At 70.8% G+C, this 24,191-nt stretch carries 23 protein-coding genes and 1 tRNA gene; 10 read left to right on the forward strand and 14 right to left on the reverse strand.

Features of this window, described 5'->3' with window-relative positions:
- Positions 1-9: 9 nt before the first annotated feature.
- The 4 genes from OG252_RS27820 to phoU all read right to left on the reverse strand — a co-directional run bounded on the left by OG252_RS27820 (position 10) and on the right by phoU (position 4,638).
- Entirely contained in the window at positions 10-258 is a 249-nt protein-coding gene (locus OG252_RS27820; protein ID WP_266437489.1) for an SCO4226 family nickel-binding protein, read from the reverse strand.
- A gap of 114 nt (positions 259-372) precedes the next feature.
- On the reverse strand, positions 373-1,287 hold the full coding sequence (locus OG252_RS27825; RefSeq protein WP_266437492.1) for a hypothetical protein: 915 nt from the start codon (positions 1,285-1,287) through the stop codon (positions 373-375).
- Between the two features lie 41 nt (positions 1,288-1,328).
- On the reverse strand, positions 1,329-3,548 hold the full coding sequence (locus tag OG252_RS27830; RefSeq protein ID WP_329339498.1) for a hypothetical protein: 2,220 nt from the start codon (positions 3,546-3,548) through the stop codon (positions 1,329-1,331).
- A gap of 400 nt (positions 3,549-3,948) precedes the next feature.
- The gene (phoU, locus tag OG252_RS27835) at positions 3,949-4,638 is read right to left on the reverse strand and encodes a phosphate signaling complex protein PhoU (RefSeq protein WP_266437497.1); all 690 of its coding nucleotides are present in this window, start codon (positions 4,636-4,638) and stop codon (positions 3,949-3,951) included.
- Positions 4,639-4,876: 238 nt separating this feature from the next.
- Between phoU and OG252_RS27840 the strand changes: the two genes are divergently transcribed.
- The gene (locus OG252_RS27840) at positions 4,877-6,142 is read left to right on the forward strand and encodes a sensor histidine kinase (RefSeq protein ID WP_266437499.1); all 1,266 of its coding nucleotides are present in this window, start codon (positions 4,877-4,879) and stop codon (positions 6,140-6,142) included.
- On the forward strand, positions 6,139-6,819 hold the full coding sequence (locus OG252_RS27845; RefSeq protein WP_015659563.1) for a response regulator transcription factor: 681 nt from the start codon (positions 6,139-6,141) through the stop codon (positions 6,817-6,819). Before OG252_RS27840 ends, OG252_RS27845 begins: the two co-directional genes overlap by 4 nt.
- A gap of 85 nt (positions 6,820-6,904) precedes the next feature.
- Here OG252_RS27845 and OG252_RS27850 read toward each other — a convergent pair whose 3' ends face one another.
- Entirely contained in the window at positions 6,905-7,576 is a 672-nt protein-coding gene (locus OG252_RS27850) for a DUF461 domain-containing protein (RefSeq protein WP_266437501.1), read from the reverse strand.
- Between the two features lie 590 nt (positions 7,577-8,166).
- Here OG252_RS27850 and OG252_RS27855 point away from each other — a divergent pair.
- The 6 genes from OG252_RS27855 (at position 8,167) to OG252_RS27880 (ending at position 14,488) form a co-directional block, all read left to right on the forward strand.
- The gene (locus tag OG252_RS27855; RefSeq protein WP_003953493.1) at positions 8,167-8,649 is read left to right on the forward strand and encodes a CarD family transcriptional regulator; all 483 of its coding nucleotides are present in this window, start codon (positions 8,167-8,169) and stop codon (positions 8,647-8,649) included.
- Positions 8,650-8,907: 258 nt separating this feature from the next.
- A complete protein-coding gene (ispD, locus tag OG252_RS27860; protein ID WP_266437503.1) occupies positions 8,908-9,660 on the forward strand; it encodes a 2-C-methyl-D-erythritol 4-phosphate cytidylyltransferase in 753 nt (250 codons plus the stop codon).
- A complete protein-coding gene (gene ispF / locus OG252_RS27865) occupies positions 9,650-10,144 on the forward strand; it encodes a 2-C-methyl-D-erythritol 2,4-cyclodiphosphate synthase (protein ID WP_266437505.1) in 495 nt (164 codons plus the stop codon). The genes ispD and ispF overlap by 11 nt, the downstream gene beginning before the upstream one ends.
- Positions 10,145-10,225: 81 nt before the next feature.
- Complete coding sequence (gene cysS, locus OG252_RS27870) at positions 10,226-11,626, forward strand: cysteine--tRNA ligase (protein ID WP_266437507.1); 1,401 nt, start codon at positions 10,226-10,228, stop codon at positions 11,624-11,626.
- 125 nt (positions 11,627-11,751) lie between these two features.
- Complete coding sequence (gene rlmB / locus OG252_RS27875) at positions 11,752-12,693, forward strand: 23S rRNA (guanosine(2251)-2'-O)-methyltransferase RlmB (RefSeq protein ID WP_266437509.1); 942 nt, start codon at positions 11,752-11,754, stop codon at positions 12,691-12,693.
- A 118-nt stretch (positions 12,694-12,811) separates the two neighbouring features.
- Complete coding sequence (locus tag OG252_RS27880; protein ID WP_266437512.1) at positions 12,812-14,488, forward strand: DoxX family protein; 1,677 nt, start codon at positions 12,812-12,814, stop codon at positions 14,486-14,488.
- Positions 14,489-14,651: 163 nt separating this feature from the next.
- On the opposite strand, the gene OG252_RS27885 is transcribed toward OG252_RS27880, so the two are convergent.
- Positions 14,652-15,230 carry a TetR/AcrR family transcriptional regulator gene (locus OG252_RS27885; RefSeq protein ID WP_266437515.1) on the reverse strand — a complete coding sequence of 193 codons (579 nt, stop codon included), beginning with the start codon at positions 15,228-15,230 and terminating at the stop codon, positions 14,652-14,654.
- Between the two features lie 91 nt (positions 15,231-15,321).
- Between OG252_RS27885 and OG252_RS27890 the strand changes: the two genes are divergently transcribed.
- Positions 15,322-15,768, forward strand: coding sequence for a DUF1772 domain-containing protein (locus OG252_RS27890; protein WP_329339505.1), 447 nt, complete (start codon positions 15,322-15,324; stop codon positions 15,766-15,768).
- A gap of 216 nt (positions 15,769-15,984) precedes the next feature.
- Here the strand turns inward: OG252_RS27890 and OG252_RS27895 are convergent, their stop codons facing one another.
- From OG252_RS27895 to OG252_RS27905, 3 genes are all read right to left on the reverse strand, one after another.
- Positions 15,985-16,716 (reverse strand): nucleotidyltransferase family protein, encoded by a 732-nt coding sequence (locus OG252_RS27895; RefSeq protein ID WP_266437521.1) that lies wholly within the window; start codon positions 16,714-16,716, stop codon positions 15,985-15,987.
- A 92-nt stretch (positions 16,717-16,808) separates the two neighbouring features.
- Complete coding sequence (locus OG252_RS27900) at positions 16,809-17,261, reverse strand: hypothetical protein (RefSeq protein ID WP_266437524.1); 453 nt, start codon at positions 17,259-17,261, stop codon at positions 16,809-16,811.
- Positions 17,262-17,478: 217 nt separating this feature from the next.
- The gene (locus OG252_RS27905) at positions 17,479-18,615 is read right to left on the reverse strand and encodes an ABC transporter ATP-binding protein (RefSeq protein ID WP_266437527.1); all 1,137 of its coding nucleotides are present in this window, start codon (positions 18,613-18,615) and stop codon (positions 17,479-17,481) included.
- A gap of 243 nt (positions 18,616-18,858) precedes the next feature.
- On the opposite strand from OG252_RS27905, the gene OG252_RS27910 reads away from it, so the two are divergent.
- Positions 18,859-18,932 (forward strand) — tRNA-Thr (locus OG252_RS27910).
- A gap of 47 nt (positions 18,933-18,979) precedes the next feature.
- Here the strand turns inward: OG252_RS27910 and OG252_RS27915 are convergent.
- From OG252_RS27915 to OG252_RS27935, 5 genes are all read right to left on the reverse strand, one after another.
- Positions 18,980-19,459: a GNAT family N-acetyltransferase gene (locus OG252_RS27915; protein WP_329339508.1), complete on the reverse strand. Its 480-nt coding sequence runs from the start codon at positions 19,457-19,459 to the stop codon at positions 18,980-18,982.
- 10 nt (positions 19,460-19,469) lie between these two features.
- On the reverse strand, positions 19,470-20,393 hold the full coding sequence (locus OG252_RS27920; protein WP_443068433.1) for an aminoglycoside phosphotransferase family protein: 924 nt from the start codon (positions 20,391-20,393) through the stop codon (positions 19,470-19,472).
- 9 nt (positions 20,394-20,402) lie between these two features.
- Positions 20,403-21,896, reverse strand: a complete 1,494-nt coding sequence (locus OG252_RS27925) for an MFS transporter (RefSeq protein WP_329339512.1) — start codon at positions 21,894-21,896, stop codon at positions 20,403-20,405.
- Between the two features lie 44 nt (positions 21,897-21,940).
- Entirely contained in the window at positions 21,941-22,921 is a 981-nt protein-coding gene (locus tag OG252_RS27930; RefSeq protein WP_329339514.1) for a zinc-binding dehydrogenase, read from the reverse strand.
- A gap of 86 nt (positions 22,922-23,007) precedes the next feature.
- On the reverse strand, positions 23,008-24,168 hold the full coding sequence (locus OG252_RS27935) for an NAD(P)-binding protein (protein WP_329339516.1): 1,161 nt from the start codon (positions 24,166-24,168) through the stop codon (positions 23,008-23,010).
- Positions 24,169-24,191 lie beyond the last annotated feature (23 nt).

Consider the following 24,191-nt stretch of genomic DNA (forward strand, 5'->3'; position numbering starts at 1 on the left):
GACGGAACGTCAGATCGACAGCGGTACCTGATGGACCTCGTCCGCCCTGTGGCCCGCCCGCTCGTGGACGCGCTGGACCGCGTCCGCCGAGGGTGCCTCGGAGAGGCAGTAGATGGTGCCGGACTCCGGGTCCGCCCAGGCCCGCTCGAAGTGGACGCCCTCGTCCTTCTCGATGGCGAGGTCGGCGTCGTGCGCCTCCCTCAGTTGCTCCGGCGTGATGCCCTCGAAGCCGTGGTGGACGTCCATGAACTGCGTCATGGCCTCGCACCTCCTTCTCCTCACGAGTGCGCGGGTGGTGCTCTTGCCATCCATGCTGCGCCCGTATGCCCGGCGGAGCTAGCGCAGGCGTCCTGGCACCGCCCGTGCCGGGTGTCAGCCCTGGCTCGGGGCGCCGTCCCTCGCGATCACCTTGAGGTTCTCCGTGTAGATCCTGATGCCGACCCGGTCCGCACGGTGCTCGCAGTGGGCCAGCGCTTCTCGCGTGTACCGCTGGGCCGCGGCCGGGTCGCCGAGGCGGAAGTGGTTCAGGCCGAGGAGGCCGCAGATCTTGCCGAGGTAACGGGAGCCGGCATGGGCGGGCGAGCCCTGGACCTCCTCGTACAGTCGCGTCGCGAACTCGTTGGAAGCGGTGAAGCGGCCGGTGTCGCTCAGTCCTTGTGCCTTCGCGAGTCGCTGCCGGGTGTCCAGGAGCTCTCGGCCCGCCAAGGTGCCCGCCCCGGCCTGGAGGAGGGTGTCCAGCGCGTCCAAGTTCTCCGTGTAGATCACCACTCCCTCATGGTCCCCGGACGCGCGGCAGCGCCGCAGCGCCTCCTCGGTGTGCTCGTACGCCTCGCGCAGCGAATCCAGATGCAGGGCGTTGGTGCCGAGCATGCCGTACACCTTCGCCGTGAGGTCGTCGACGTACGGACCGGTGACGTCGTCCATGTCGGCGAGGAGCGCCCGCAGCCGCGCGCTGCTCGCGGCGAACTCCGCGTCCTCGCCCAGCTCCCGGGCCTCGGCGAACAGGGTGCTCCAGCGGGGGAAGCCGGAATCCGGCGGGTTGAGGACCTCCCACGGCCCGGGGTTTCCGAGTGCCTCCAAGGCGTTCGCGATCGCGGCCAGAGCATTCGCCCAGTCGGTGACCGCCCGGTTGTCCGCCCGGATCTCCTCCGGCACGGTCGCCCAGGAGCGGAAGGCGCGGTCGATGGTGTCGGCGTGACGTGCGCACAGCCGGAGAAAGCCGCCGCTGTCTCCCCGGCCCCAGGCGGCGAACAACTGCTCACGCAGCTCGGGCTGTTCCGTCGTCACCGGCACACCCTTTCCTCGGCTTCCTCAGCTTCCTCGGCTCATCAGCGCCCCGCCCGCAGGGCCACGGCGAGTTCGTCTGCCAGATCGGCCCGGAACAGACCGCCGCGCCACACCCGTGACATCACCAGGGCCGGTTCGGTGCGAGCGGCCAGGCCCTCGGGGGCCGGATCCGGCGGCGCGTGCCACTCCACACCGTCGTCGGACACGCCGTCGACGGACACGGTGACGTACGGCCGCCCCGCGGCGTCGAGCGCGTTGAGCAGGGTCCTGACCATCTGGCAGCGCGCCAGGCGGACATCCGTGGTCACCAGGACCCAGAGCTGCGCGTCGATCACCGCCGTCCGCAGGACGCCTTCGGCGAAGTGGCCGACCGGCGCGATGTCCGTGGCCAGCCAGGTCAGCGAGCCGACCGGCGCGTCCACGACCGACCGCAGCTCCTGGTCCCTGGTCAGAACCCAGCGGCTCAGCAGCACGGCCTCGGCCTCGCAACCCGCGACGACGGCGACATGGCAGGCGTCCGAGACGGACTCCCGAAGCTCCACGGAGGACGGTACGTACAGGCTGGAGGCGTCGAGGTGGTCGTCGAAGCGGATGCCGAGGCGGGTGTCGTCTTCCGGGTCGGCCACGCTCAGCGCCCCCGACCAGTCCAGGCCGGCCGTCGCCGTGGGCCCGCGTTGCTCGTACGGGCGGCTCGCGGTGAGCGGGACGACCACGGAGCCGTCGCCCGCGAGCGGCAGCGGCAGCGTCCCCGTGATCAGCTCGCTGTCGTCGATGTGGACCTTGCGCGGAGCGCCGAGCCGGCGCAGGCCGTCGTAGACCACCGGAACGTCGGCCTTCTCCGTGGTCGCCAGCCGGAGCCGGCGCAGACACTCCTCGGGGCTCTGGACGGCGAAGACCTCGGTGTCCAGGACGGCCCGCCACACCACATGCGCCCGGTCCTGCAGCAGGGTCTCCAGGTAGTGCTCCGTGGTCCCGCCGACGACGGTCGTCCGGTGCGCTCCCACCAGCACGTCGTAGCCGTGGGGCATGCTGTCCGCGGTCAGCACCTCCAGGGTGCACCAGGCGCGTCCCAGGTAGTCGTCGGCGTCGTCGAGGAGTACCACGGTGCGGCCCACCAACTGGTAGGCGCCGAGCACCCGCAGCCCCTCCTCGAACTCGAGCTGCTCCTGTGGCGTGCGCGGACGCTGGGGCATGCAGCTGTAGTCGTACCAGAGCCGCACCCGGTGCAGCAGGCGGCCGAGCAGCGGCCGGGCGGCCACCTCGGCACGCAGCCGGGCCAGCTCCGCGTCCTCGAGCGCCGCGCCCACGCCGTGATCGGTCGTCTCCTTCTCCAGGGAGCGGATCTCGGCGTACACCTCGTCGAGCCCTGCCTCGTCCAGCGCGTACCGCAGCACGTTGACGACCAGCGACTCGACGAGGGGCGAACCCTGTGGCCCCACGGCCATCTCGAACTGAGGCACGGAGCGCCTCGGCACCGTCAGTCCGCGCCGCCGGGCCAGCAGTACGGCCTCGCACACCGCGACGACCAGCTGCCACGCCGTGAGCCGGGCCTGGAGGCCGTCCGGGTCCGGTGTGGTGGGCGTCAGCCAGCGGTGCGAGACGAAGCAGTGGAGGGCTCCCGGTGCGGGCCCTTCGGCCAGCCGGTTCCGGCACTCCTGCATCCGCTCGAAACGGCCCGCCGCCAGCAGTTCCGGCAGGGGCAGCCACCACGTCCGCGGAAAGCCTTCGAGCCGGTACTGGCTCAGCTGGAGCGGGAAGTCCGCGTCCTGCGCGATGCGTTCCAGGAACCGCGGGGGCGCGCCGACCGGGAACGACCAGATCACGCCGTCCGTCGGCCGTCCGGCCTCGGCGATCTCGTGAAGGTGGAGCAGTTCCCCGTCGTGGCTGTACCGCAGCCGGGCGTCTGGAGGCTCCAAGGGCCGGTGGCGCAGCTTCGTCTGTTCGTCGAAGAGGGCGGCGAGGCCCGGTGGAAGAGCGCGTCGCTGCTGACGGCGGGCACTGCGGTGCGCGGACTCGAAGGTCTGCAGCGGCACCTCGCCCCGGCGCGGAGTGGCGGCCAGGGAGCGGAACCCGATCTCGTCGTACGACTCGGCACCCGTGCACCGCGCGTACTTCAGGACCCGGGCCGCGCCCTCGTCGCCGTCGGCGAGGGCGGCCGCCATCCCGGGCCGGTCCAGCAGCGTTCGTGGCGGGACGTCGATCCAGGGCCCGATGTCGACGCCGCCGAGGACGCGCGCGAGGAACTCGTCGATGTGACGCACCGGCAGTCCCCCCAGCCCGTGACGTGGCCCTGACTCAGCGTGACATCGATGGTACGACGCGCACCCGGCCCTGTCAGGCGAAAGGGCCCCGCCCGAAACGGGCGGGGCCCTCGCAACGCTGTCAGCCGCACTGGCACGGATTCCCCGACTGGCACCCGCACCCGCACCCGGACCCGCAGCCGCACGCGGCTATCAAGGTCAGGTTCCTGATCTCGGCGGGTTGTTCGGTCGGACGTTCCTGCGCGGGGTCGGGCGGTGTACCGGGCGTGCTGGGGGAGTCGGCCATGGTCCCTCCTCAAGGCTGGTAACTGTGCCCATTGGACGTCCGTTCGGCCGGGCGCATCAACGGCGCACAGAGGCTCCCAAGCGCCCCGAACGGGCACCCGCACGCCCGCGGGGCTCAGGCCCCTTCCACCCCCGCCACCGGCTGGATCTCCTGCTGGAGCTCGTCCGCGTGCTCACCCGTCACCAGGTACACCACGCGCTTGGCGACCGCGACCGCGTGGTCGGCGTACCGCTCGTAGTAGCGGCCGAGCAGGGTGACGTCCACGGCCGTCTCGATGCCGTGCTTCCAGCGGTCGTCCATCAGGTGCTGGAAGAGGGTGCGGTGGAGGAGGTCCATCGCGTCGTCGTCCTGCTCCAGCTGGAGCGCGAGGTCGACGTCCTTGGTGACGATCACCTCGGCGGCCTTCGCCATCAGCCGCTGCGCGAGCTGGCCCATCTCCAGGATGGTGGCGTGCAGGTCGTGCGGGATGGCGCGGTTCGGGAAGCGCAGCCGGGCGAGCTTCGCCACGTGCTGGGCCAGGTCGCCCGAGCGCTCGAGGTCGGCCGACATCCTGAGCGAGGTGACGACGATCCGCAGGTCCGTCGCCACCGGCTGCTGGCGGGCCAGCAGCGCTATCGCCCGGGCCTCCAGCTCGTGCTGGAGGTCGTCGACCTTCTGGTCGGCCTCGATGACGCTCTCGGCCAGCTTCAGGTCGGAGTCGAGGATCGCCGTCGTGGCGCGCCCGATCGCCGACCCGACCAGCCGGGCCATCTCCACCAGACCGTCGCCGATCGAATCAAGTTCCTCGTGGTACGCGTCCCGCATCAGGGATTCCCTCTCGTACGTGATCTTCGGGGGTCACCGGGGGCCGGGGCCCGGCGCGCCTGTCGCGTGCAGAACCGGTGCTTCGTACCCCACGCTCCCACGTTCCGCCCTGTACGCGTCGGTTTCCGTCACCCCAAATGAACCATCACTGGCTCCAAGGTGAACTCTGGGCGACGAGTGTTCGAGCTCGCACTCGGACGGCTGTGGCCGGAGCCCTTGACATGCCTAACCTGGGTGCATGGACGTGAACGCGGCGGTCGCCGCAGCAGCAGCGATCGCCGGTGTACTCACCGGCGTCATCGCCATGCTGGCGTTCCGCTGGAGCGAGCGGGAACAGAAACGCCCCACTCGCACCTCGCTGCACACGGACCCGGTGCTTCCGCCGGGTGTGGACACCGTCCTGTCCGTGCTCCGGTCCTCGGCCGTCGTACTGGACGAGGCGGACGCCGTGGTCAAGGCCAGCTCCGCCGCGTACGCCCTCGGGCTGGTCCGCGGCGGCAAGCTCTCCGTGGATCCGATGCTCCGGATGGCCCGTGACACCAGACGCGACGGGGAGATACGCCAGGTGGAGCTGGACCTCCCCAGACGCGGCACCGGCCGCGGCGAGGCCCTCGCAGTCTCCGCACGCGTCGCACCCCTCGGCTCCCGCCTGGTGCTCCTCCTCGTGGAGGACCTCACCGAGGCCAGGCGCATAGAGGCGGTGCGGCGCGACTTCGTCGCGAACGTCAGCCATGAGCTGAAGACCCCGGTCGGCGCCCTCTCCCTCCTGTCCGAGGCCGTCATGGACGCCTCGGACGACCCGGAGGCGGTGGAACGCTTCGCCGGCCGCATGCAGATCGAGGCGACCCGACTGACCAACCTGGTGCAGGAACTCATCGACCTGTCGCGCGTGCAGAACGACGATCCCCTCGAGGACGCCGAACCGGTCCGCGTCGACGAACTCGTCGCCGAGGCCGTCGACCGCTGCCGGCACCAGGCCGGTACCAAGCAGATCACGATGGCCGCCGGAGGCACGGCCGACCTGCACGTCTACGGCAACCGTGGCCAGCTCGCCGCCGCCCTCGGCAACCTCGTCGAGAACGCGGTCAACTACTCGCCCGCCCGCACTCGCGTCGGGATAGCCGCCCGCCGGGTGAACGCGCCCGGCGGTGACATGATCGAGGTCGCCGTCACCGACCAGGGGATCGGGATCTCCGAAAAGGACAAGGAGCGCATCTTCGAGCGCTTCTACCGCGTCGACCCGGCCCGTTCCCGTGCCACCGGCGGCACGGGCCTCGGCCTCGCGATCGTCAAACACGTGGCCGCCTCGCACGGCGGGGAGGTCACCGTCTGGAGCTCCGAGGGTCAGGGCTCCACCTTCACCCTGCGACTGCCGGAGGCGGGGGCCGCCCGCGACCGCGCGCACCAGCACCCCGACCTCGACGGTCTCGATGACGAGCCCGACGACTCCATCCCCCAGCCATCTTCTTACGATCCGCTCCCCTCCCCGGAGGTCCTTCCGTGACCCGAGTGCTCGTCGTCGAGGACGAGGAGTCCTTCTCCGACGCCCTGTCGTACATGCTCCGCAAAGAGGGCTTCGAGGTCGCCGTCGCGACCACCGGGCCCGACGGACTCGACGAGTTCGAGCGCAACGGCGCCGACCTCGTCCTCCTCGACCTGATGCTGCCCGGCCTGCCGGGCACCGAGGTCTGCCGTCAGCTGCGCGGCCGCTCCAACGTTCCCGTCATCATGGTGACCGCCAAGGACAGCGAGATCGACAAGGTCGTCGGGCTGGAAATAGGAGCCGACGACTACGTGACCAAGCCGTTCTCCTCCAGAGAGCTGGTCGCCCGTATCCGCGCGGTCCTGCGCCGCCGCGGCGAGCCGGAGGAGGTCACCCCGGCCGCCCTGGAGGCGGGTCCGGTCCGTATGGACGTGGACCGCCACGTCGTGACGGTCTCCGGCTCCAAGGTCGACCTGCCCCTCAAGGAGTTCGACCTCCTGGAGATGCTCCTGCGCAACGCGGGCCGCGTCCTGACCCGTATGCAGCTCATCGACCGGGTCTGGGGCGCCGACTACGTCGGCGACACCAAGACCCTCGACGTCCACGTCAAGCGCCTGCGCGCCAAGATCGAGCCCGACCCGGGCGCGCCGCGCTACCTGGTGACGGTCCGGGGGCTCGGCTACAAGTTCGAGCCGTAAACCGAGACACACAGCTGATGCGGGAAGGGCGGGACCTCTGGTGAGGTCCCGCCCTTCCCGTCGTACGGCGATCTCGTACGGCTGCTCAGTGCCCGGCGGCCGCGGTGTCCGTCGACTCGGGCGAGGACTCCGTGCCGCCCGCCGGGGTGCCCGTCGCGGTCTCGGTGGGGGAGCCCGTCGTGCCGGTGCCCGGCTCCTCGCTGGTCGTCGCGGTGGGGCTCGCCGTGCCGCCCGGCGTCGCCGGGATCTCGGTCGGGCCCCACGTGGAGAAGTAGCTCTCGGACGGGACGACGAAGGCACGCAGGTTCACGTCACCGGTCTTGCTGAAGGCGAAGGTGACCTTCTGCGCGTTGCCGTCCTGGACGGACTCGCCGACCTCGTTCAGGACGGCGGAGGCGTTGCCCTTGCCGCCGAGGATGATGGAGCCGCCGGCCGGGACGGTCACCTTGCCCTTGCCCTTGGCGGGCGCGAGCTCTGCGGTACCGGCACCGGCGACGGTGACCGAGTCCAGCGTCTGGGCGGTGCCGCCCTGGTTGAAGAGGGTGGCGGAGACGACGGCCGGGCCCTCGGACTCGGCGTCCGGCTGGGTGATGATCACGACGTTCTGGAGCTTGATGTCACCGACGGTCGTGGCCGCGTTGTCCGGCTTGACCTGGAGGGTCTGAGCGTTGTTGCCGGCGCTGCACGCGGCGAGCGAGGCGATCGAGAACGCGATGGCGGCGGCGGCGAGGGCACCGCGTCGAAGGCTGCTGCTCACGGCGGCGGTAACTCCTTGACTCGAGCGAGGCGGCCGGTGAAGCCGCGCTAAGTGTCTGTCAGCGGCCTCAGGTTACCGAGCCGTTCCCGTGCCGCCGCACCCGACCCTCCCCTCGCGGCGTCCTCTTCGTAGTCGCAGCGGCCACAAGTGACCCTTGAGTCACATTGGCCTGGCGCTCGTCCGCCATTCACATAAGTACCGCGGACCGCGCCCAGGGGATTTTCCGTGAAGGAATCCTTGAACCGCTGAATTGATCACCATCCGGCTGGTCGGGCACCCCTGTGATCAATTCCGGATTCGTCTCGCACCCGCCTCCACGCACCGAACGGAGTAGCGGAAGTCGCACGCTTGGAAGCGGACATATCGGGATGTTCGGCCGTCTGGAGGGGCCTCCGGACGTGTGTAACGTACGGGTTTCACCTCCCCCGGACAGCCGCTCCGACCTGCGAATACATTCTTCCGCTAGACCCGCGCAGCACGTTCCTGTTGCTGTTGTCAAGCCCCGAGATATGCCCTGACCTGCGAAAACGCCATTCAGAACCCGCCGTTTCCGTGTTACTCTGGATAGCCACGGAAGGGGTACCTGTCACATGACGTTCAAGGTTGGCGACACCGTGGTCTATCCCCATCACGGGGCCGCGCTGATCGAGGCCATCGAAACTCGCCAGATCAAAGGCGTGGACAAGACCTACTTGGTGCTGAAGGTCGCCCAGGGTGATCTGACGGTACGTGTGCCAGCGGACAATGCGGAGTTCGTCGGCGTGCGTGATGTGGTCGGTCAGGACGGACTGGACCGGGTCTTCGAGGTGCTGCGCGCACCGTACGCCGAGGAGCCCACGAACTGGTCGCGTCGCTACAAGGCAAACCTGGAGAAGCTCGCCTCCGGCGATGTCATCAAGGTCGCGGAAGTCGTGCGTGACCTGTGGCGTCGTGAGCGCGAGCGTGGACTCTCCGCCGGTGAGAAGCGCATGCTCGCCAAGGCCCGCCAGATCCTGGTGAGCGAGCTCGCGCTCGCGGAGAACACGAACGAGGACAAGGCCGAGGCTCTGCTCGACGAGGTCCTCGCGTCCTGACGCCGGCGCAAGCCAGCCTCAGCACATTTGAAATGCCGCGGTGCCCGATGACGTATTTCTCGTCGCCGGGCGCTGCGGCATGTTCGCATTCTGGCGCCGTACGCGTGTTCATCTCGGGGGCGATCCCCCGATACTTGGTGTGTCGGGTACGGATAACGGCCTCGACCAGGGTCACGGAAGGGTTCCGGTCAAGCTGTCGTTCCCGACACGCTCAGGCCATACCCACGTAGGCCGAGCACACAAACCTGACAGGAACCGATGTCTGACGTTTCGCCTCCTTCGCCCACGCCTGCGCGCACGGCTGCGGTGATCCCGGCCGCCGGACGGGGCGTACGCCTCGGTCCGGGCGCCCCCAAGGCGCTCCGCGCGCTGAACGGCACTCCCATGCTGATTCACGCGCTCCGCGCACTGGCCGCGTCCCGAGCCGTCTCCCTCGTGGTCGTCGTCGCCCCGCCCGACGGAGCCGCCGAGGTCAAGTCCCTGCTCGACGCGCACGCGCTGCCCGAGCGCACCGACTTCCTCGTCGTGCCCGGCGGGGAGAGCCGCCAGGAGTCCGTGAAGCTCGGTCTGGACGCCCTGCCGCCGGAGTACGACATCGTGCTGGTGCACGACGCCGCCCGCCCCCTCGTCCCGGTCGACACGGTGGACGCCGTCATCGAGGCCGTACGGGAAGGAGCCGTGGCCGTCGTCCCGGCGCTGCCCCTCGCGGACACCGTCAAGGAGGTGGAGCCGGCCGCGGTCCCGGGCGACCCGGAGCCGGTCGTGGCCACCCCGCAGCGGGCCCGCCTGCGTGCCGTGCAGACCCCGCAGGGTTTCGACCGCGCCACCCTGGTCCGCGCCCACGAGACGGTCACCGAGAACGTCACCGACGACGCGAGCATGGTCGAGCAGCTCGGCGAGACGGTCGTGACCGTCCCCGGCCACGAGGAGGCCTTCAAGGTGACCCGCCCGCTGGACCTCGTCCTCGCGGAGGCGGTCCTGGCCCGCAGGAGGCTCAACGATGGCTTCTGAGGCACCGCTGCTCCCCCAGGTCGGCATCGGCACCGACATCCACGCCTTCGAAGAGGGCCGCGAACTGTGGTGCGCCGGCCTCAAGTGGGAGGGCGAGGGTCCGGGCCTCGCCGGTCACTCCGACGCCGACGTCGTCGCCCACGCCGCCTGCAACGCGCTCTTCTCGGCGGCCGGGCTGGGGGATCTCGGGCAGCACTTCGGCACCGGGCGCCCCGAGTGGTCCGGCGCCTCCGGGGTGACCCTGCTGACCGAGGCCGCCCGCATCGTCCGCGAGGCCGGCTTCACCATCGGCAACATCGCCGTACAGGTCGTCGGCCCCCGCCCGAAGATCGGCAAGCGCCGCGACGAGGCCCAGAAACTCCTGTCGGAGGCGGCCGGCGCCCCGGTGTCGGTGTCCGGCGCGACCACGGACGGGCTCGGTTTCCCCGGACGGGGCGAGGGACTGATGGCGGTGGCGACGGCGCTGGTGGTGCGGACCGGCTGACGTAGCCGGCCGACGTCACGAATGTGTGGCCTTGAGAGGAAGGGGCGCAAGGCATCGCCCTGCGCCTACTACCCTGGACTCGTGACCATTCGCCTGTACGACACCAGCGCCCGGCAGATCCGTGACTTCGCCCCGCTCCAGCCGGGTTGTGTCTCGATCTACCTGTGTGGCGCCACCGTGCAGGCGGCACCGCACATCGGGCACGTCCGCTCCTACCTGAACTTCGACATCATGCGCCGCTGGTTCCAGTACCGCGGCTACGACGTCACGTTCATCCGCAACGTCACCGACATCGACGACAAGATCATCGCCAAGGCCGCTGAGCAGGGCCGCCCCTGGTGGTCCATCGGCTACGAGAACGAGCGCGCGTTCAACGACGGCTACAACGCCCTCGGCTGCCTGCCGCCCACCTACGAACCGCGCGCCACCGGCCATGTCACCGAGATGGTCGAGATGATGCGCGGCCTCATCGAGCGCGGACACGCCTACGAGGCCGACGGCAGCGTCTACTTCGACGTGCGCTCCTGGCCCGCCTACCTGGAGCTGTCCCGGCAGGACCTGGACGAGATGCGCCAGCCCGCCGAGGAGGGCATCACCGGCAAGCGGGACCCGCGGGACTTCGCCATGTGGAAGGCCACCAAGCCCGGCGAGCCCGACTGGGAGACCCCGTGGGGCCGCGGCCGCCCCGGCTGGCACCTGGAGTGCTCGGCGATGGCCCACAAGTACCTCGGCTCCGCCTTCGACATCCACGGCGGCGGCCTGGACCTGATCTTCCCGCACCACGAGAACGAGATCGCCCAGGCCAAGGCCTACGGCGACGAGTTCGCCCGGTACTGGCTGCACAACGCCTGGGTCACCATGAGCGGCGAGAAGATGTCCAAGTCGCTCGGCAACTCCGTCCTCGTCTCCGAGATGGTCCAGCGCTGGCGCCCGATCGTCCTGCGCTACTACCTCGGCACCCCGCACTACCGCTCGATGATCGAGTACAGCGAGGAGGCCCTGCGCGAGGCCGAGTCCGCGTTCGCGCGGATCGAGGGCTTCGTGCAGCGCGTGGTGGAGAAGGCAGGGGGAGTCGTCGAGCCCTCCGCCGAAGTCCCGCCCGCCTTCGCCGAGGCGATGGACGACGACCTGGGCGTCCCGCAGGCCCTCGCCGTCGTGCACACCACCGTCCGGCAGGGCAACTCCGCACTGGCCGCCGACGACAAGGAAGCCGCCGTGGCCCGCCTCGCCGAGGTCCGCGCCATGCTCGGCGTCCTCGGCCTCGACCCGCTCGACCCGCACTGGGCCGGCGACGACGACCGCGGCGACGACCTCCACGGGGTGGTCGACAGCCTCGTGCGCCTGGTCCTCGACCAGCGCGAGGCGGCCCGCTCCCGCAAGGACTGGGCCACCGCGGACGCCATCCGTGACCAGCTCAACCAGTCCGGACTCGTCATCGAGGACGGCCCGCAGGGGCCGCGCTGGAGCCTCGGCCCGCGCTGACCCTTTCTTGATCGATTGTGCCGCCCGGCCATCCGGGCGGCACACTGCATATACGTACACACGCCCGCTTCCGCTTCGCAGCAAACAGAAGCAGCGAACAGAAGCTGAGAACAGACAGGTAGGTCATGGCAGCCAACAACCGCCGCATGTCCGGCAAGAAGGGCGCGCAGGTCGGCAGTGGCGGCCAGCGACGCAGGGGTCTCGAAGGCAAGGGCCCGACCCCGCCCGCCGAGATGCGCAAGGGACACAAGAAGAACCGTGTCGCGGGCGCCAAGGCGAAGCAGGCGGTACGCCGTCCCACGGCCCGTGGCCGCGGCGGCAAGGGCACCTCGGAGATGGTCGTCGGCCGCAACCCCGTCTTCGAGGCACTGCGCGACGGCGTGCCCGCGACGACCCTCTACGTCCAGCAGTTCATCGACAACGACGAGCGGGTCCGCGAGGCGCTCCAGCTCGCCGCGGAGCGCGGCGGCATCCACCTGATGGAGGCCCCCCGCCCCGAGCTCGACCGCATGACCAACGGCCTCAACCACCAGGGCCTCGTCCTCCAGGTCCCGCCCTACGAGTACGCGCACCCCGAGGACCTCGCGGCCGCCGCCTACGACAACGGCGAGGACCCCCTCATCGTCGCCCTGGACGGCGTCACCGACCCGCGCAACCTCGGCGCCGTCGTCCGGTCCGTCTCCGCCTTCGGCGGCCACGGCGTCGTCGTCCCCGAGCGGCGCGCGGCCGGCATGACCGCCGGCGCCTGGAAGTCGTCCGCCGGTACGGCCGCCCGTACGCCCGTCGCCCGCGCCACCAACCTGACGCGCGCCCTGGAGGCGTACAAGAAGGCCGGCATCACCGTCGTCGGCCTCGCCGCCGAAGGCGAGTCGGAAATCGGTGACCTGGAAGCCCTGTCGGGGCCCGTCGTCATCGTCGTCGGCAGCGAGGGCAAGGGACTGTCCCGACTGGTCGGCGAGACCTGCGACCACCGGGTGCGGATCCCGATGCCGGGCGGCGCCGAGTCGCTCAACGCCGGTGTGGCGGCGGGCATCGTGCTCTACGAGACGGCACGACGCCGCGCCTGAGCGGTTGTTCGACCAAGTCACCCACATGGGGTGTTCCTGGCGTCGAGGACAACCTTGACGGGGTCCGGACAGATCCGCCCAGTCAAAGCAGTGTCCTAAGCACATGTCACTCGGTTAGATGAGTGTGGACACCAGAACACCCCGCACACCCACGGGGGACGGCCCGTCGGGCTTCGACGACGCTCCCGCGCTGAGCATGGTGAAGGTGCCGAGCGATCCGGCGCAGATCATCGTCAATCATGTGAGCTTTCGCGTGCAGTTGGGCGCGTCGACGCGGCGCACCCAATCCTCGCGGATCGCACGGCACTTGAGCGCCGCCGAGGACACCGCCCGGATGCCCGTCGTCGGCGCCGCGGCCGGCAGACCCGGCGCGAACGCGGGCGCCCGCCGCCGGCCCGTCGTCTGGAGCGGCAAGTCCGACCCCGACGACACCGGCGCCCACCGCCTCCTCCAGGCTGTACGGGGCGGCAGCGTCCGCCACGGCGACGCACCGGCCCCCTCCGCCGACGCCGGAGCCACCCAGGTCATCCCCCGCGTGGACGTCAACGGCGGCTACAGCGACGGCCGTTACGCCGACGACGGCTACGACGACCTCACCCAGACCGTCGAAACCCCGGTCGTCGGCGCCCAGCGCACCCACGACGGCGACGGCACCCGACTCCTGCCGAACATGCGCACCGTGGGCAGCGTCGACGACGAACCCGCCTACACCGGCGAGCAGTTCGACGACTACGACGACAGCGACAGCGGCAGCGGCACCGACCACACCCGCTCCGCCAAGCGCCACGGCGACGACCCCGCCCGGCACGCCTACTACCCGGGCCGCCGCATGAACCTCGGCGTCGTCCTGCTCCCCCTGCGCATCTTCCTCGGCTTCATCTCCATCTACGCCGGCATGGGCAAGCTCTGCGACCCCGTCTACTTCGACGGCGGCGAACGCGGCTCCATGGTCAAGTGGCTCAACACCCTGCACCCCTGGGAAGTCGCCGAGCCGCTGCGGCAGTTCGCCCTCCAGCACCCCGTCGGCGCCGGCCTCGTCATCGCCTTCCTCCAGGTCATCGTGGGCGTCCTCACGATCCTGGGCTGCTGGCAGCGCGTCGGCGCGATCGTCGGCGCCGGGCTGTCCGCCGCGCTCCTCGTCACCGTCAGCTGGAAGAGCGTCCCCGCCTACGACACCCCCGACATCATCTACCTCGCCGCCTGGTCCCCGCTGATCATCGCCGGCGCCCCCGTCTACTCCATCGACGGCCGCCTCGCCGGCAGCGCCTGGCGCCGCCTCGGCCCCCGCGCCGACCTCTGGGAGCTGCGCCGCTACGTTCTGCGCCGCGGCGCTCTCATCACCGCCATCGTCGCCGGCCTCACGCTGCTCATCGGCTCACTGCTCGGCGGAGCGGTCCGCGACGCCGACCGCGTCGTCGTCCCCGGCCCCGGCGAGGCCCCCCGCAACGAACTGCCCGGCTCCCCGCTCCCGCAGGACCCCGCCGAGCGGCCGAAGAAGAAGACGCCCTCGGCCTCCAGCACCCCCACCCAGGGCGCCACGGCCAGTCCCACCGCCGGCACCACCGCCACCCCGGGCGCCACCCGCGACACCGGCACCGCCACCGGCGGCTCGCCCAGCCAGACCCAGGGCACCGAGGGCCAGGCCCCGCCCCAGCAGTCCTCCCCGGCCCAGCAGGCCCCCAGCACCACCTCCGGCCCCACCTCCGGCGGCAGCGCCAGCGGTGGCTCGTCAGGCGGCTCCAGCAGTGGAGGCTCGTCCTCCCAGCCGGGCCTGGTGGGCGGCCTGTTGGGGTAACGGAGCCGGTGGGCGGAATCCTGGGCACGCCTGCCGGCTGAACATCCTGGCCCATACGACGAAGGGCCCCGCACTGCTGAAGTGCGGGGCTCCTTCGTCGTATGGGGGGACTCCCGTTCGTCGTACACCCGAGGACCTCGGCCGCGTGCCCCGGGACGGTGCGTCAGACCACGGAGAGCCGGTCCACCAGCAGTTTCACCCTCTGCTCGGTGTCCTCCGGCGGGAGCCGTCCCGCTCGGGTCAGGGTGGCCAGTCCGTGCAGGGACGCCCAGAACGTCTCGGTGAACAGCTCCGGGCGCACGCCGTCCCCGGCGACCTCGCTGAGGCACTCCAGCAGCGCGGCGAAGGCGTCCTTCAACGGTTCCGGGGTGTCCTCCTGCGCGTACGCCAGGCCGCCGTCGAGCTGGAACAGGGCGTCGTAGACCGCCGGATGGCGTTCGGCGAAGGCGAGGTAGGCACGGGCCAGCGCGGTGACCCGGGCGCGGGGGCCGTCGGCGGCGGCGGTCGCGGCCCGCATCGCCACGGCCATCTCGGAAGCGCCCTGCAGAGCGACGGCGCCGATGATCTCGCGCTTGCCGCGGAAGTGGCTGTAGAGGACGGGCTGGCTGTATTCGATGCGTTCGGCGAGCCGCCGGGTGGTGACCGCGTCCCAGCCCTGCTGCTCGGCGAGTTCGCGGGCCGTGGCCACGATGAGGCGCTCGCGGCTGACCCGTTCACGCTGCTTGCGTTCCTGTACCGACATGACTCGATGCTAGCACCGCTAGACAATCGAGCGCCAGAAGGGCTAGCGTTGCGTCATCATCTAGCAGCGCTAGATCCCTGGAGGGGTCATCATGCTCAATGCACTCGAGGTCGTCACCATCGTGGTCGTCGGCGTGATGGTGGGGGTGGAGTTCTCCGTCCCCTGCTTCAGCAACCCGATCCTCAACGCACTCCCCGGCGACAACGGCCTGCGCGCCCGCGTCCACGGGGCCCGACTGGGCGGCGCCGTGATGCCGTTCTGGTACATCGGCTCGCTCGTCCTCGTCGGGGTCTGGGCCGTCGCCGGATGGGACGACGACGGCACCGGCCTCGTCGTGACCGCCGCCGCGCTGCTGATCGTCAGCGTGCTCATGTCGATCGTGGTGCTCGTCCCGATCAACAACCGGGTCAAGACGTGGACCACCGGCAGCCGGCCGGCCGACTGGAAGGAGCAGGTGAAGCGCTGGGACCGCTGGCACTACGTCCGCGTCGCCGTCATCATCGCCGCCTTCACCCTGCTCGTCGCCGCCCTCGTCTGAGCCCGCGGGCCGGCCCCGCGCCGGCGGCGCACGATCCCCGCTCCCCGGGCGGCAGCGGGCCACGCCCCTCGAAGGCCTGCGCGGGTCGCGGCTCAGGTCCAGGCGAGGCCATGCCGCGCCTGTGCAGGTGGGCGCGGCTGCCGCGGGACGAGTACGCCCTGTCCCCGGCGACCGCGTCCGGGTGGCCGGACCCCGCCGAAGCGGCGGGCGCGCGCCCTAACGCCCCAGCGCCGCCAGTTCCTTCGCGGCCTCCGTCAGATCCTTGGCCGTGTCGATGGCACGCCAATACGAACCCTGCGGAATCGGGAAGCCGGCCAACCGCCGCTCACGCGCAAGGTGAGGAAACGTCGTCCGCTCGTGATCGCCGCGCTCGGGCAGCAGCCCGGCGAACTCCGGCGAGAAGACATACAGTCCCGCATTGATCTCGTACGTCGTCGGCGGGGACTCGATGAAGTCCGTGACGTGCCCGAAGCCGTCCGTCTGCACCGCGCCCCACGGAATACGCGGGCGGGCCAGCGCGATGGTCGCCACCGCGTCGCGCTCGGTGTGGAAGTCCGCCATGTCACGCAGCGAGAAACGGGTCCAGATGTCGCCGTTGGTGGCGTACCAGGCCCGGTCCGGGTGCGGAAGGTGCGCGGCGGCGTACTTCAGACCGCCACCACGCCCCAGCGGCTCCGTCTCGACGACCGTCTTGACGTTCACCGGAAGATCGGCGCTCTCCAGCCACTTCTGCAGGACGTCGGCGAGATGGCCGCAACTGACCACCACGTCCGTCACGCCCTCCTCCGCCAGCCAGACGAGCTGATGGCCGATGATCGGAGTCCCCGTACCGGGGATCTCGACCATCGGCTTGGGCCGGTCGTCCGTGTAGGGACGCAGCCGGGAGCCCTGACCGCCGGCCAGAATGACGGCTTGAACAGGGCGGGACGCGGCGTTCGGATCGCTCATGAACCGAACTGTATGTTGCGTCCCGCCCGCGGCCAGGGCCCGCAACCGTTCGTTAATCTGCCGTTACCACCCTCCCCCCCGTTGGACCCTGCTCAGCTGTGCGCCGCCGCCACGCCCGTGGCGAAGGACGTGTCGCAGACCGGGCGGGCGTAGGACTGCGCCCGCGTGGGCCCGTACACACGGACCGCGGCACGGCCCAGGGCACGCGCGATGGACACGCAGTGCTTCGCCAGCGACGGACGGCCGTTGACCGCCTCCTGGAGGTGCGTGAGCGCGACGCCCGGGTTCCGCTCCTGGAGTTCGGTCAGGAGCTGGTCGCGCAGCACGTCCTGCGGAGTGCGGGCGGCGGGCGCCTTGGCGTCCGACAGTGTGGCGTCCGACGCGGTGAGCACCGAGTTCGCGGGATTCCCCGACCAGTTGACTCGGGTGACCGCGAGGGTCCCGGAGAGCACCAGGACGACGGGCAGGACGAGGGCGAGGGTGCGGCCGATCCGGCGGGCGGGGCCCCGGCCGCGTCGCGTCTGTTGGTTAGTGGAGTGCTTCACGCGTGTGAGGGTAGCGCGGGGTGATGATTTGGCGACATTTAGTCACCGGTTCGGGGGATGAAGTGGTGCCTTCTTTTGGGTAGCGGGTTGACGCACACTGCTCGAAATGACCGGTCTGCCGGGGTATTTGTCGACAGCGAGAAGGGCCCCGCAGCAGGCTGCGGGGCCCTTCTCGTCAACGCGGGTGAATTCACCCGGGTTGTTCGCTCTTTTCGCCTCAGTCGGTGAGGCGCTCGCCCGTGGAGGTCGAGAACACGTGGATCTCGCCCGGCCGCGGCACGACGTGCAGCGTGGCGCCCTTGTCCGGGACCGCGCGGCCGCTGACGCGGACGACCAGGTCCTTGAGGTCGTCGCCGACCTTGGCGCTGCCGTAGACGTAGCCGTCGGCGCCGAGCTCCTCGACGACGTTCACGGAGACCGCGAGACCGGCCGGAGCGTCCTCGGTGTCCTTCGACAGGGACGCGGCGGCGCTGCCGCCGTGCTCGACGATGTCGAAGTGCTCGGGACGCACACCGACGGTGACCGTGGTGTCACCCTTGTCGGCGGCGGCCGACAGGGCGTCACGGCTGACCGGGACGACACTGTTGCCGAACTTCACACCGCCGTCGGTGATCGGGACCTCGACGAGGTTCATCGCCGGGGAGCCGATGAAGCCGGCGACGAAGAGGTTCGCGGGCCGGTCGTACATGTTCCGGGGCGAGTCGACCTGCTGGAGCAGACCGTCCTTCAGCACGGCGACCCGGTCGCCCATCGTCATGGCCTCGACCTGGTCGTGGGTGACGTAGACGGTGGTGATGCCGAGACGGCGCTGCAGCGAGGCGATCTGCGTACGCGTGGACACACGGAGCTTGGCGTCCAGGTTGGACAGCGGCTCGTCCATGAGGAACACCTGCGGCTCACGCACGATCGCGCGACCCATGGCCACACGCTGACGCTGACCACCGGAGAGCGCCTTCGGCTTGCGGTCCAGGTACTCGGTGAGGTCGAGGATCTTCGCGGCCTCCTCGACCTTCTGCCGGATCTCCGCCTTGTTCACGCCGGCGATCTTGAGCGCGAAGCCCATGTTGTCGGCGACCGACATGTGCGGGTACAGCGCGTAGTTCTGGAACACCATGGCGATGTCCCGGTCCTTCGGCGGCAGGTGGGTGACGTCACGCTCGCCGATGCGGATGGAACCGCCGTTCACGTCCTCGAGCCCCGCGAGCATCCGGAGCGAGGTGGACTTGCCGCAACCCGACGGACCGACCAGGACGAGGAATTCCCCGTCCTCGATGTCGATCTCGAGAGCGTCGACGGCGGGCTTGGTGGAACCCGGGTAGATCCGGGTCGCCTTGTCGAACGAGACAGTGGCCATGGTGAAGGGCCCCCTTCTACCGGCAGGAACGTGCCGGACGATCCGTTGTAGGAAGGTGGTGAGCCGCCCCGGGCGGTGCCGGGGTGGTGTAGTCCACGCAGGTGAACTGGGTCAGGACGGTACCTGGCGTTCACGTCTTCTGTCAGTACCTGGGGGAGTGTGAACTTCGCCGAAATTTTCGAGAGGGGCACCCTGTGGCCTGGGTACACTGCACGGGCACGTAAACGCGTGACCCGCGTGCAGGCCTCCTTAGCTCAGTTGGCCAGAGCAACGCACTTGTAATGCGTAGGTCGTCGGTTCGAATCCGACAGGGGGCTCCCGAGCGAGAAAAGCCCAGGTCAGACCGTGTCTGTCCTGGGCTTCTTCATGCCGTCGACCCCAGCGTCCGCAGCGCCCCGTCCGTCAGCCGGTACACCGTCCACTCGTCCTGCGGGCGGGCGCCCAGGGCCTCGTAGAACGCGATCGACGGTGCGTTCCAGTTCAGGACCGACCACTCCAGGCGTTCGTAGCCGCGCTCGACGCAGATCCGTGCCAGCTCGGTGAGCAGGGCCTTGCCGTGGCCGCCGCCTCGGGCGGTGGGGCGGACGTAGAGGTCTTCGAGGTAGATGCCGTGGACGCCGCGCCAGGTGGAGAAGTTCAGGAACCACAGGGCGAAGCCGACCGGTTCGCCGGTCGTGTCGTCGGTGGCGATGTGGGCGTAGGCGGCCGGGCGTTCGCCGAAGAGGGCCTCGTGGAGTTGGTCCGGGGTCGCCTTGGCCTCGTGCGGTGCCTGTTCGTACTCGGCGAGTTCACGGACGAAGGTGTGGATGGCGGGGATGTCGGCGGGGGTCGCGGCGCGGATCATGGGGGGGAGGCTAGCCCGGGTGGTTTCTCAGGCGCCTGGCGATTTCCAGTTGTTGAGGGTCCGGTGGGCGGCCGTCCTCGACGTCCCAGAGGGTGTTCTGGAGGAGTCGGCCGAGGGTCCAGGCACGCGCGCGTGCCCGGTCGAGGGCGAGTACGTCGGTCATGGCGTCGAAGCGCCAGCGGATCTCGTCGGCGTCGAAGCGGTTGGCGAGGGCGGGCCAGAGTTCGAAGCCGGGGTCGCCGGCGAGGGGTTTGGGGTCGATGGCGAGCCAGGGGGCGCGGTCGGAGGCGAGGACGTTCTCGTCGTGGAGGTCCCAGTGGAGGAGGCGGTCGCCGGGGTCGTCGGCCACTTCGCGTACGGCGGCCGCGCAGTCGGTGACCAGGCGGCGGGTTTCCTGGTCCGGGACGTGGTTCAGGGCCCGGGGGGCCCGGTCGAGCATGGCCTGTGCGATGTCGCCGAGGCGGCGCATGCCCGGTGGGGCCGGTACGGAGGTGAGGTGGGCCAGGAGGCGGGCGATGACCAGGACGGCCTCGCGGGTGTCGCCCAGGTGGGACAGCATGCGGGTGGCGTCGAGGCGTTCCAGGAGCATGGTGCCGGTCGTCTCGTCGTGGTCGAGGAGCCGTACGGCCCGGTCGCCGTCCCAGACGCGCAGGGCGACCGGTTCGCCCTCGCTCTCCTCGTCGAGGAGCTGGAGTTTCAGTACGGCCCGGGTGTCGTCCGCGCGGACGACCGGCAGGACCAGGGCGGCGACCCCGTGCATCGGCCGTCCGTCGAGCGTCAGTTCCCAGCGTTCCAGGAACTCGGCCGTCAGGTCCGGCAGCCCGGCGATGAACGCGCGGCCCGCCTCTCCGTTGAACTCCTCCTGTGAGGCGGCCAGTTCGTCCGGGACATCGATCACGCTGCGGACCCTACCGGCGGGCGTGATGCGCCTCATGCGAATTGTTCAGGCCACCGATTCCGGTACCGGCGTGTGTGCCGGGGTGCCGTGCCTGGAGGGCTTGGCGGTGACCATCAGGGCCGCGATCAGGCCGGCCAGCAGCATGATGGCGGCGGCCCACCAGATGGCGACCGTGTAGCCGTGGACGACGGCCTCCTTGGCGGTCTGGGCGCGGCCGCCGGGGTCGGTGAGGTGGGCGGTGAGGTAGGCGGTGCTGCTGGTCGTGGCGATGGTGTTGAGCAGGGCCGTGCCGATGGAGCCGCCCACCTGTTGTGCGGTGTTGAGGGTGGCCGAGGTGACGCCGGAGTCCTGGGGGGCGACGCCCGCGGTGGCGGTGGAGAAGACCGGCATGAAGGTGAGGCCCATGCCGAGGCCCATGAGGATCAGGGCGGGGAGGATCTCGGTGGCGTAGGCGCTGTCCACCGTCATCCGGGTGAGGATCACCATGCCGGCCGAGGCGAGGAGCATGCCGGGGGCCATGAGCGCTCGGGGCGGTACGCGGTTGATCAGGCGGGCCGAGATCTGGGTGGAGCCGATGATGATCGAGGCGGTGAGGGGGAGGAAGGCCAGGCCGGTCTGCACGGGGGAGTAGGCGAGGACGACCTGGAGGTAGTAGGTCATGAAGAGGAACAGGCCGAACATGCCGATGACGGCGAGGCCCATGGTGAGGAAGCAGCCGGCGCGGTTGCGGTCCTTGAGGATGTGGAGGGGCAGCAGGGGCGTGCGGGCGCGGGTCTGCCACCACACGAACGTCGTGAGGAGTACGACTCCGGCGGCGAAGAACGTGAGGACGAGGGCGTCGGTCCAGCCCCGGGGTTCCGCCTCGCTGAAGCCGTAGACGATGGCGACGAGGCCGCCGCAGCCGAGCAGGACGCCGGGGACGTCCAGGCGGGCGCCCGGGTGCCGGGGGCGGTCGTGGAGGAGGACGAGGGCGCCGATGACGGCGACGACGGCGACGGGGATGTTCACGTAGAGGCACCAGCGCCAGTTCAGGTACTCGGTGAGCAGGCCGCCGACGATGAAGCCGATCGCGGCGCCGCTGCCGGCCAGGGCACCGTAGATGCCGAAGGCCTTTCCGCGTTCCTTGGGGTCGGTGAAGGTCGTCGTCAGCAGGGAGAGCGCGGAGGGGGCCAGTACGGCGGCGAAGGCGCCCTGGAGGGCGCGGGCGCCGAAGAGCATGCCGGAGCCGGTGGCGGCGCCGCCGAGTGCGGAGGCGGCGGCGAAGCCCACGAGGCCGATGACGAAGGTGCGTTTGCGGCCGACCAGGTCGGCGATGCGGCCGCCGAGCAGGAGGAGGCCGCCGAAGGCGAGCGTGTAGGCGGTGATGACCCATTGGCGGTCGCCGTCGGAGATGCCGAGGTCGCGCTGTGCGGAAGGGAGCGCGATGTTCACGATGGTCGCGTCGAGGACGACCATCAGCTGTGCGAGGGCGATGACCACCAGGCCCCACCAGCGGCGTGGGTCGGCGTCCGCCTGATCACCTGTCGAGGTGGCGCTCATCCGGCCAGAAGACCATGGATCGCGGCCGGTCGCATCTGCGGACGTCATGGTTCGAGAACCACCTTTCCGGTGGTCCGGCGGGTTTCCAGGGCCCGGTGTGCGGCGGCGGCCTCGGCGAGCGGGAAGCGTTGTACGGCGGGGGTGAGGCGGCCTTCGGCTGCCTGGGTGAGGGCGCGCAGTTCGAGGGTGCGTACGGGGTTGGGGCCGCCGGTCTTCCGCATCATCACGGGGCCGAGGACCTGCTCGGAGACGCCGTCGACGAGGTAGGGACTGCCGTCGTGGATGCCTTCTGCGGACCAGCCGAAGACGATGTGCTTGCCGCCGGGGCCGAGGAGGGCGACGGTCTCGCGGGCGATGTCGCCGCCGACGCCGTCGAAGACGACGGTGGCGGTCCGTCCGCCGAGGTAGGCGCGGATCTTGTCCGGCCAGGACGGGTCCTTGTAGTCGACGGCGAGGTCGGCGCCGTTCGCCTGGACGAGGGCGGTCTTCTCGGGGCCGCCGGCGAGGCCGATGACGGTGGCGCCTGCGTGCTTGGCGTACTGGACGAGGAGGGTGCCGATGCCACCGGCGGCGGCCGGGACGACGGCGACCGAGTCGGGGCCGAGCTCGGCGAACTGCAGGATCCCCATCGTCGTACGGCCCGTGCCGATCATCGCGACGGCCTGTGCGAAGTCCAGGTTCGCGGGGATCTCGTGGACGCGTTCGACGTCGGTGACGGCGAGTTCGGCGTAGCCGCCGGGGGCGAAGCCGAGGTGGGCGACCACCTGCTTGCCGAGCCACAGCGCGGCGACGCCCTCGCCGAGGGACTCGACGACGCCGGCGACCTCGCGGCCGGGGACGGTGGGCAGGGCGGGCGGCTCGGGGAGGGGGCCCTGCATGCCCTCGCGCAGGGCGGTGTCGAGGAGGTGGACCCCGGCCGCCGCTACGGCGATGCGGACCTGGCCGGGGCCGGGCCGGGGGTCGTCGGTCTGCTCGTAGGTGAGGTTGTCGGCCGGGCCGAAGGCGTGCAGGCGGATGGCGTGCATGTGGGCCCCCCATCGGTTGTTGGCGCGCTGTGGTTCTGTGGTTCGTTCGCGCTGTCGTGCTGTTGTCAGGGGCCCACTCTTCAACCTCAAGCTTGCTTGAGGTCAAGGGCCTTCCGGCCGAGGGCGAGCGAGACCGCGGTCAGGGCGCTGTTGAAGGAGACCTCGGACAGGACGCCGGGGGCGGCGACCTGGTCGCCGGCGAGGTAGACACCGTCGCCGCGGTCGACGGCGGGCCGGTCGCGCCAGCTGGTTCCGGGCAGGTCGACGGCGCCGGTACGGCCGTTCGCGACGGCCTCGCGCCGCCAGGTGACGCGCCCGCGCCAGCCCTCGAAGGCGAGGTCGAGGAGCTGCTCGGCGCGGGCGATGCCGTCGGCCTTCGTCTCGTGCGGGGCGATCGGGATCTGTCCCTGGATGAGCTGCTCGCCGGCGGGGGCGAGGGAGCGGTCCTGGGCGGTGAACCGTTCGAGCCAGCCAGGGGCGTCGAGGTCGGAGACGGCGAAGGCGTCGCCGCGCCGGGTGCGTACGGCGAGGTCGATGAGGGCGGTACGGCCGCCGGACCAGGTCAGCGAGTCGTCGGCGAGGAGGCGGCGGGCGGCGTCGAGTGAGGTGGCGACCACCACCGGGGTGTCGGTGGGCAGGGTGTCGACCCGGGACAGCGTCTCCATCCGGACGCCCAGATTCCAGGCCCGGGCGGCCATCCGGTCGATGACGGTGGCCCAGCCGCCGCGCGGGTAGTGGGCCTCGGGCGGAAGCTTGGTGGCGCGGCGCAGGCGTTCCTGCACGAACGCGGCGGACAGGGAGCCGGGGTCGTGGTGGAAGAGGGCCACGGCGGAGTAGTGCGCGGCGGCGCGGGCGCCCTCCTCGCCGGCCTGCTCGGTCGCCCAGGTCATGAAGTCGACGTCGACGGGGGCCTGCCGGGCGCCCGGGCGCAGCAGCTTGAGCATCGCGAAGGGCGGGGTGCGGCGCAGGACGCCCTTGTGGCGCAGCCGCAGCCGGGCGGCCTCCAGGGGCGGGATCGGGGCGAGCGGGCCGATGAGGTCGCGCTGCCGGAGCCAGACCCAGTGCGGGCCGCCGTTGTAGAGGGCGTGCGGGCCTTCGTTCGTCTTGTACGGTCCCTCGGCGGTCCGGGCCCGCCCACCGAGGGTGTGGTGGGCTTCGTACATGGTGACCTTGGCGCCCGCCTCGGCGGCGGTGACGGCGGCGGTGAGTCCGGCGAAGCCGCCGCCGATGACGGTGATGCGGTGCATGGTTCGGGTCTCCCTCGGTCGGG

The organism is Streptomyces sp. NBC_01352, from assembly GCF_036237295.1.
Taxonomy (GTDB): Bacteria; Actinomycetota; Actinomycetes; order Streptomycetales; family Streptomycetaceae; genus Streptomyces; species Streptomyces plumbiresistens.